Here is an 8488-nt window from a genome sequence, read left to right as displayed (position 1 = left end):
CAACAAGTACTACAAGCAATCCAACAAAACCCCCAACAACTCACCGCCCACCTCCCAACACTCCACAACACCGAACGCCGACACATACTCGAAACGTGGAACGACACCGCCACCGCCGTGCAGTGGCGCAGCATCCCGGAGCAGTTCCGAGACCAGGTCCGCGCCACCCCCCAGATCGCGGCGCTTCGGTGCGGCGCCGACACACTCACCTACGCTGCCTTGGATGAGCGGGCCAACCAGCTCGCGCGCCAACTCCTGGCGCGTGGCGCCGGTCCGGACACGGTGGTCGCCGTCGCACTCCCCCGGTCACTGGAGCAGGTGGTGGCGACCTGGGCCGTGGTCACGGCCGGCGCCACCTATATGCCCGTCGATACTGACTCGCCAGCGGCCCGCGTACGCCAGCTCGTCGCCACGGGCAAGCCAACGGTGATCGTTACGACGAAGCAGTTCGCCGATGACCATCAGCTTCCCGCCGACGCCGTGCTGGCCATCGACGAGGTCTCAGCTGACAACCCGCTGACCGCGTCGAGCGACCCACTGACGGACGAGGAGCGGGGTGCGACCCTGCGCCCGGACCACTCCCTGTACCTGCTGTTCACCTCTGGTTCGACTGGTGAGCCGAAGCCGGTCCTGGTTCCGGCCGTGACCATCACCAACCTGGTCGACTGGCAGGCGAAGATCATCCGACCCGAAGTCGGGTTGGTGACCGCCCACTTTGCTCCCGTCGGCTTCGATGTCGCGGTGCAGGAACTGGCCGCCGCTCTCCTCTCCGGGCAGACCGTCGCCATCTGCCCGGATCAGGTCCGGCGGGATCCCGAGCGGCTCATCGCCTGGCTGGCCGACGCCCGGGTCGCCCACTGGTATACGCCCAACCTGGTGCTGCAGGCAGTCGCCGAGGCTGCGGCGAGCACCGAGCTACGGCTGCCAGACCTGCAACATGTGGTGCAGGCCGGCGAGGCGTTGCGCCCGACATCCGCGATGCGCCGGTTCTTCGCCAGGGTGCCGGGTCTGCGGCTGCACAATCAGTACGGCCCGACCGAATCGCACATCGTGACCGGCGCCTCCCTGCCCGCCGAGCCGCAGGAGTGGCCGACCGCCCCCGACATTGGTACACCGATCGACAACAGCCGGGTCTACGTCCTGGACTCCGCGCTGCGCCCGGTGCCACCCGGTGTCGTCGGGGAGCTGTACCTGGCTGGCGCCGGCCTCGCCCGCGGATACGCCGACCGGCCCATGGCCACGGCGGAACGCTTCGTTGCCTGCCCGTTCGGGGCCGGCGAGCGGATGTACCGCACCGGCGACCGGGGCAGCTGGCAGCCCGACGGCACCGTCGCCTTCGTCGGTCGGGCCGACGCACAGGTGAAGATCCGGGGTTTCCGCGTGGAGCCCGGGGAGACGGAGGCTGTGCTCACCCGGCACGCCGACGTGGCGCAGGCCGCCGTGGTGGCGCAGTCGACCTCCGCCGGTGCGGCCCGCCTCGTCGCGTTTGTGGTCAGCGCCCAGGACCGCACCTTCGATCCGGAGGCGCTTGAGTCCTATCTCGCCGCCCAGCTGCCGAGTTACCTGGTGCCCAGCGTCATCGTCGGGTTGCCCGCTCTGCCGTTGAATCCCAACGGCAAGCTGGACCGGCGAGCCTTGCCCGCCGTCCAGCAGGACCGGCCCAGCCGGGCCCCACGCGACGACCGCGAACGGGCCCTGTGCGCCCTGTTCGCCGACGTCCTCAATGTCAGTGAGGTGGGCATTGACGACGACATCTTCGAGCTCGGCGCGAACTCCCTCACTGTCGCTCGCCTCGCCGGCCGGGTACGCACCGGTCTGCAGGTGGAGGTGCAGCCACGTCAGATCTTCGAAGCCCGCACGGTGGCAGCGCTGTCTGGTGCCCTCAGTGGGCAGGCGACGCCGCGACCCACACCGGCTCCCCGGCCGCAGCGGGTGCCGCTGTCACTGGCCCAGCGCCGGCTCTGGTTCCTCAACCGAATGGAGGGTCGCAGCGCCACCTACAACGTGCCCACCGCGCTGCGGCTGACCGGCCCGCTCGACCAGGCGGTCCTGTGGCAGGCGCTGGCCGACCTGGTGGACCGCCACGAGGCTCTGCGCACGGTCTTCGTCGAGGACGAGGACGGCCCGTGCCAACTGGTCCGCGACGATCTGACGTTGTCGCCCGAGACCGTCGCCATCACCGACGAAGAGCTACTGCCGCGCCTCGCGGAGGCTGCCGCCCAAGGCTTCGACCTGGCCGCCGAGCCTCCGCTGCGGGTCACGCTCTTCCGGATCTCACCGGAGGACCATGCGCTGCTGCTCGTCATGCATCACATCGCCACTGACGGCTGGTCTATGGAGGTGTTGTCGCGGGACCTGGCGGAGGCCTACGCTGCCCGCCGCGACGGACGAGCCCCCAGCTGGCCGGACCTTCCGGTCCAGTACATCGACTATGCCTTGTGGCAAGAGCGGCGGCTCGGGTCGGCCGATGCCCCCGATTCGGCACTGAACCGCGAGCTGGACTACTGGAAGACGACACTCGCGGGGTTGCCTGAGGAGCTGGACCTGCCCACGGATCGGCCCCGCCCTGCGCAGCCCTCCTACCGCGGGGATCGCATCGCCTTCGACATCCCCCGCGCCCTGCACGCCGCCGTCGCCCAGCTCGCCCGCACCCACTCGGTCAGCGTCTTCATGGTCCTGCAGGCGGCGCTCGCGACCCTGCTGACCCGCGTCGGCTCGGGCACGGACATTCCGATCGGAACGCCGATCGCCGGCCGCAACGACGAAGTGGCCGAGCGACTCGTCGGGCTCTTCATCAACACCCTCGTGCTGCGGACCGACACTGGCGGAAGGCCATCCTTCGCCGACCTGCTCCAGCGAATTCGCCGTACCGACATTGATGCGTACGCGCACCAGGACGTGCCGTTCGAGCGCGTCGTGGAGGCAGTCAATCCCGTCCGCTCCTTGGCCCGGCACCCGCTCTTCCAGGTCATGCTCGCCTCGGCTACCGGCGGCGCATCCACTGATCCGCGCCCGAAGCTGGCGGACATTACCGTCAACCTATACCGAATCGGCTCGCAGACGGCCCGGTTCGACCTCTACTTCTCAGTCGCGGAGCGGCGGGATGACGCCGGCGACCCCGCCGGAATCACCGGTGGCCTCGAATTCAGCACCGACCTCTTCGAGCGGACCAGCGCAGAGGCGATGGTGGCCCGATTCGTGCGGATCCTGGCCGCCGCCGTGACAGACCCGCACTGCCGGATCAGCGAGTTCGACGTTCTCTCCGCCCACGAGCAGACGCTGGTACAGGCGGTAAACCAGACGGCCGCCGTACGGCCCCTGCCTGACCGGCCCCTGACCCGCATGATCGAGGAACGGGCCGCGCGCGACCCGCGGGCAGTTGCCGTACGCCACGGCGACGTGGATCTCAGCTACGGAGAAATGGACGCCGCCGCCAACCGGCTGGCTCGGCACCTGCTGCGCCACGGCGCCGCGCCCGGGCGGCTGGTGGGGGTCGCTCTGCCCCGCTCCCCCCAGGGCATCGTGGCCCTGCTGGCCGTGCTGAAGACCGGAGCTGCCTACCTGCCCATCGATGTGAACTATCCGGCGGAGCGCATCAGCTATGTGCTGGCCGACGCCGACCCGGCGGTTCTGATCACCACGCCTGGCGCAGCTGACGGCTGGGGTCGGGCCGACGTCCAGCAGGTGCTGCTCGGTGATCCGGTCACCGACGCTCAGCTTGCTGCCCTGCCGGGTACGGCCCTACCCACCACCGGCGAGCTTTCGCCTGATCAGCCGGCGTACACCATCTACACGTCCGGCTCGACTGGCCGTCCCAAGGGTGTGGTGGTCACCCGGGGTGGCCTGGCGAGCTTCCTCAGCGCCATGCAGTCCACCGTGCCGCTCAGCGCCGACGACCGCCTCCTCGCCGTCACCACGGTCAGCTTCGACATCGCCGGCCTGGAGATCTTCGCGCCGCTGCTGGCCGGAGGCACCCTGGTGCTGGCTTCGCTGGAGACCACCCATGATCCCGAGGCACTGTGCGGAACGCTCGAACGCGAACGGATCACCGTCATGCAGGCCACCCCGAGCCTGTGGCGCGCCGTGATCGACGTTGCAGCCGATCGGGACCTGTCGGGCGTCCGCGCCCTCGTCGGTGGGGAAGCCCTGCCGGCTGACCTCGCCCGCGAGCTGAGCCGGCGCACCCGGTCCGTGCTCAACCTGTACGGGCCCACCGAGACGACGGTGTGGTCGACCAGCGCCGAGGTCACTCACGACGCCCGCGTTGGCGCCGGGTCCGTCATCGGAAAGCCGCTCGCCAACACCGCGGTTTTTGTTCTGGATGGCGCGCTGCGCCCCGTCCCACCGCTGACCGCCGGCGAGCTCTATATCGCCGGCGAAGGCGTCGCACGCGGCTACCTGGGCCGGCCGGACCTTACGGCGGACCGATTCGTCGCCTGTCCGTTTGGTGCGACGGGCACCCGGATGTACCGCACCGGCGACCGGGTCCGCTGGGACCACCATGGCCGCCTGGAGTTCCTCGGCCGCCTAGACAACCAGGTGAAGCTGCGCGGCTTCCGGATCGAGTTGGGCGAGGTCGAATCCGCGCTCACCGCCTGCCCGGGAGTCACCCGGTCCGCTGTGATGATCCGGGAGGACCGACCCGGGGACCGGCGGCTGGTCGGCTACCTGGTGCCGGCGCAAGGTGCCACGATCGAGCCGACCGCGCTGCGCGAACGCATGGCCCGGATGTTGCCCTACTACATGGTGCCGGCGGTATTCGTACCGTTGGCTGCGCTTCCGCTCACTGCGAACGGCAAGCTCGACCGAGCCGCGCTGCCGGCTCCCGCGGCGGAGCTGGGCGGCGCCGGCCGTCCACCGCGCGACGCTCAGGAGGAGCTCCTGTGCTCGCTGTTCGCCGAGCTCCTCAACGTCTCCGACATCGGGTGTGACGACAACTTCTTCGAGCGGGGCGGCCACTCGCTCCTGATCACCCGACTGGCTGGCCGGATCAGGGCGGTCCTGAACGCCGAGGTGAGCATCCGCGACCTGTTCGAGGCCCCCACCGTCGCCGGGGTTCGTGCCCTCATCGAACGTTGCGCACCAGCCCGGCCGGCGATCGCCGCCGATGAGCGCCCGGCCCGGGTGCCGCTGTCCTACGCCCAGCAGCGGCTGTGGTTCCTGCACCGCTTCGAAGGCCCGAGCGCGACGTACAACATGCCGCTGTCGTTGCGCCTCACTGGCCAGGTCGACGTGCCCGCGATGCAGGCCGCACTCGCCGATGTCGTGTCGCGGCACGAATCGCTGAGGACCCGGATCGCCGAAGACGGCGACGGACCGTACCAGGAGATTGTGGAGCCGGACGAGGCCCGACCGGAACTCACCGTGGTGCCGGTTGCCGAGGAAGCCCTGCAGGAGGAGCTGGCCCGCGCGGGCCGGCACGCCTTCGACCTCACCAGTGAGCTGCCGGTCCGCGCATGGCTTTTCCGGACAGCCGAGGATGCGCACACGCTGCTCGTCCTCGTCCACCACATCGCCGGGGACGGCTGGTCCATCCCGGTCCTGGGCCGCGACTTCGCCACCGCGTACCGGGCCCGCGCCGGCGCCGGCGGACAGTCGTGGCCGCCGCTGCCGGTGCAGTATGCGGACTACATGCTCTGGCAGCAGCGCCTCCTGGGCGCCGACGATGATCCCGAGTCACTACTCTCCCGCCAGCTCGACTACTGGACGAAGCAGCTGGGTGGGATTCCTAACGAGTTGGGCGTACCCACTGACCGTCCGCGACCGTCGAAGCCCTCCGACCAGGGTGGTCGAGTGGAGTTCGCGCTCCCTGGTGAGCTGCACGAACGGCTCGCCGCCTACTGCCGGGAACGCGGCGTTACCTTGTTCATGGTGGTGCAGGCCGCCTGGGCCACGGTCTTCTCCCGACTCGGCGCCGGGACCGACGTAGTCCTGGGCACGCCGGTGGCCGGTCGGACGGACCGGGACCTCGAGCACCTCATCGGCTTCTTCGTCAACACCCTGGTGCTGCGCACCGACCTCGCCGGTAACCCAAGCTTCGACACCCTCGTTGGTCGAGTCCGGGACACGGCGCTGGAGGCCTACGCACACCAGGACGTGCCGTTCGAGCGGCTAGTCGAGCGGCTGAACCCGGAGCGGTCGAGCTCCCGGCACCCGCTGTGTCAGGTGGTGTTGGTGGTCAACAGCGCCGATCCCGCCCGGGCCGTCACCAACCTGCCGGGCCTGCAGGTGCAGCCGAATCGGGTAGACACCGGCACGGCCCGCTTCGACCTGCGGATTTCCCTGGACGAGCAGCGCTCACCCAGTGGAAAGCCGGCCGGGATGAACGGGTCTGTCGCATTCCGCACCGACCTTTACGACCGCGCGACGGTTGATGCGGTCGTCGCCCGGTTCGTCCGGTTGCTCGATGCCGCGCTCGCCCACCCCGACCGGGCCGTCGGCGCGCTTCCGCTGCTCACCGCCGCCGAGCGGGACCTGGTACTCGGCGACTGGCAGGGGCACGTCCGGCCGGCCGGGGACGTCACCTTCCTGGACCTGCTCGCCGCCAGCGTGCAGGCGGCTCCGGCAGCGCCCGCCGTTCAGCACGGTTCCAGCCTGCTCACCTACGCCGAGCTGGACACGCGATCGGATCGGCTGGCCGAGCTACTGCGATCTCACGGGGTTGGCCCGGAGTCGCTGGTCGCGGTGGTCATGCACCGCTCGGTCGACGTGGTCGTCGCACTACTGGCGGTGCTGAAAGCGGGCGGCGCATACGTTCCAGTCGATCCCACCTATCCGCGGGATCGGGTCGCCTTCATGCTCGACGACACCCACCCGACCGCGATCTTGGCGGACCCGGACTGTGCTCCCACGCTGCCGGAGGGCGAAGCGCCGATCATCGTGGTGGATGACGGCCGGCACGACGCTCCGGTCAGCGCCGTCCCGCCCCTCGTGGCACTGCGGCCAGACCACCCCGCGTATGTCATTTACACGTCCGGGTCGACTGGTCTGCCCAAGGGCGTGGTCATCACGCATCGCACGTTGGGCACGTACGTGAGCCGCTCGGCGGACGAGTACCGCACCGCCGCTGGCAAGGTGGCGTGGCTACACACGCCGGTGTCCTTCGACATGACGGTCACCTCGCTGTTCAGCGCCCTTGCGTGCGGTGGTCTGGTAGTCCTGGGGGATCTCACCGAGCTGTCGCACTCCGATGCCCCGCGTCCGGCACTCCTCAAGGGGACACCGTCTCATCTGGAACTGCTGGCGGACCTGCCGAGCAGCGCCTCACCGTCCCACGCGTTGATCCTCGGCGGCGAGATGCTCACCGGCACCGCCCTTCAGCGATGGCGGGAGCAGCACCCGGCCGCGACGGTGTACGCCGCGTACGGTCAGACCGAGACGACGGTCAACTGTGCCGAGCTGCGCCTGGCTCCCGGCGATCCGACCCCGGCCGGCTCCGTTCCCGCCGGGCGTCCTTACCCCAACACCAGGGTTTACGTCCTTGACAACAGCCTGCGGCCGGTGCCGCCGGGGGTTGACGGCGAGCTCTACGTCGCCGGCGCCGGCTTGGCCCGCGGGTACTGGCACCGTGCCGGACTGACCGCCGAACGATTCGTGGCTGATCCGTTTGCCCCCCGCGGGTCCAGGATGTATCGCTCCGGTGACGTCGGCCGGTGGACCCGGGACGGCGCGCTCCAGATCGTGGGACGTACGGACGACCAGGTGAAGGTCCGCGGGTTCCGGATCGAACTCGGGGAGATCGAGCACGCCCTCGCCGCACATCCGGACATCGCCCGATGCGCCGTGATCGTCCGGGAGGATCAGCCCGGTGACCGCCGGATCGTCGGCTACCTGGTGCCCGAGCGCACGGCCACCGACGAAGAACTTCGCGAATTCGCTGCGCGGGCGCTACCCGACTACATGGTTCCAGCAGCATTTGTGCGCGTCGACGCACTGCCGTTGACGGTCAACGGCAAGCTCGACCGGGATGCGCTACCAGCACCGGAGTACGGCACCGGCGCCGGCGGACGAAAGCCCCGTACCGCCCAGGAAGAGGTGCTGTGCGGGCTGTTCGCCGAGGTGTTGGGCGCCGAAAGTACCGGCATCGACGACAACTTCTTCGACCTCGGCGGTCACTCGCTGCTCGCCACCCGGCTCGCTGCCCGCATCCGCAGCACCTTCAACACCGACATCTCGGTACGGCAGATCTTCGAGGCGCCGACGGTCGCCGCTCTTGCGGTGGCGCTCGCCGAGCCTGGCACCGCCGTTGCCAGCGTCCGCCCGGTCCACCCACGGCCAGCTCGTATCCCACTGTCCTTCGCACAGCAGCGCCTGTGGTTCCTGCACCGGTTGGAGGGTCCCAGCAGCACCTACAACATCACGATGGCAATGCAGCTCACCGGTGACCTGAACGTGTCGGCGCTGGGTGCTGCGTTGGGTGATGTGGTGGCGCGGCATGAGTCGTTGCGGACGGTGTTTGCTGAGGATGAGCTGGGTCCGCATCAGGTGG

The 8488-nt window shown here is 69.6% G+C and carries 1 protein-coding gene; it reads left to right on the top strand.

Going from position 1 to position 8488, the window contains the following annotated elements:
- Nucleotides 1–8488: non-ribosomal peptide synthetase (locus ABD287_RS17855; RefSeq protein ID WP_344174608.1), on the top strand; the 8488-nt coding region annotated here is incomplete at both ends.

Origin of the sequence: Pilimelia columellifera subsp. columellifera (assembly GCF_039532605.1) — a bacterium.
Classification (GTDB): Bacteria; Actinomycetota; Actinomycetes; order Mycobacteriales; family Micromonosporaceae; genus Pilimelia; species Pilimelia columellifera.
The sequence above is the reverse complement of the archived record's forward strand: the minus strand, read 5'-3'. Positions and strand labels throughout refer to the sequence as shown.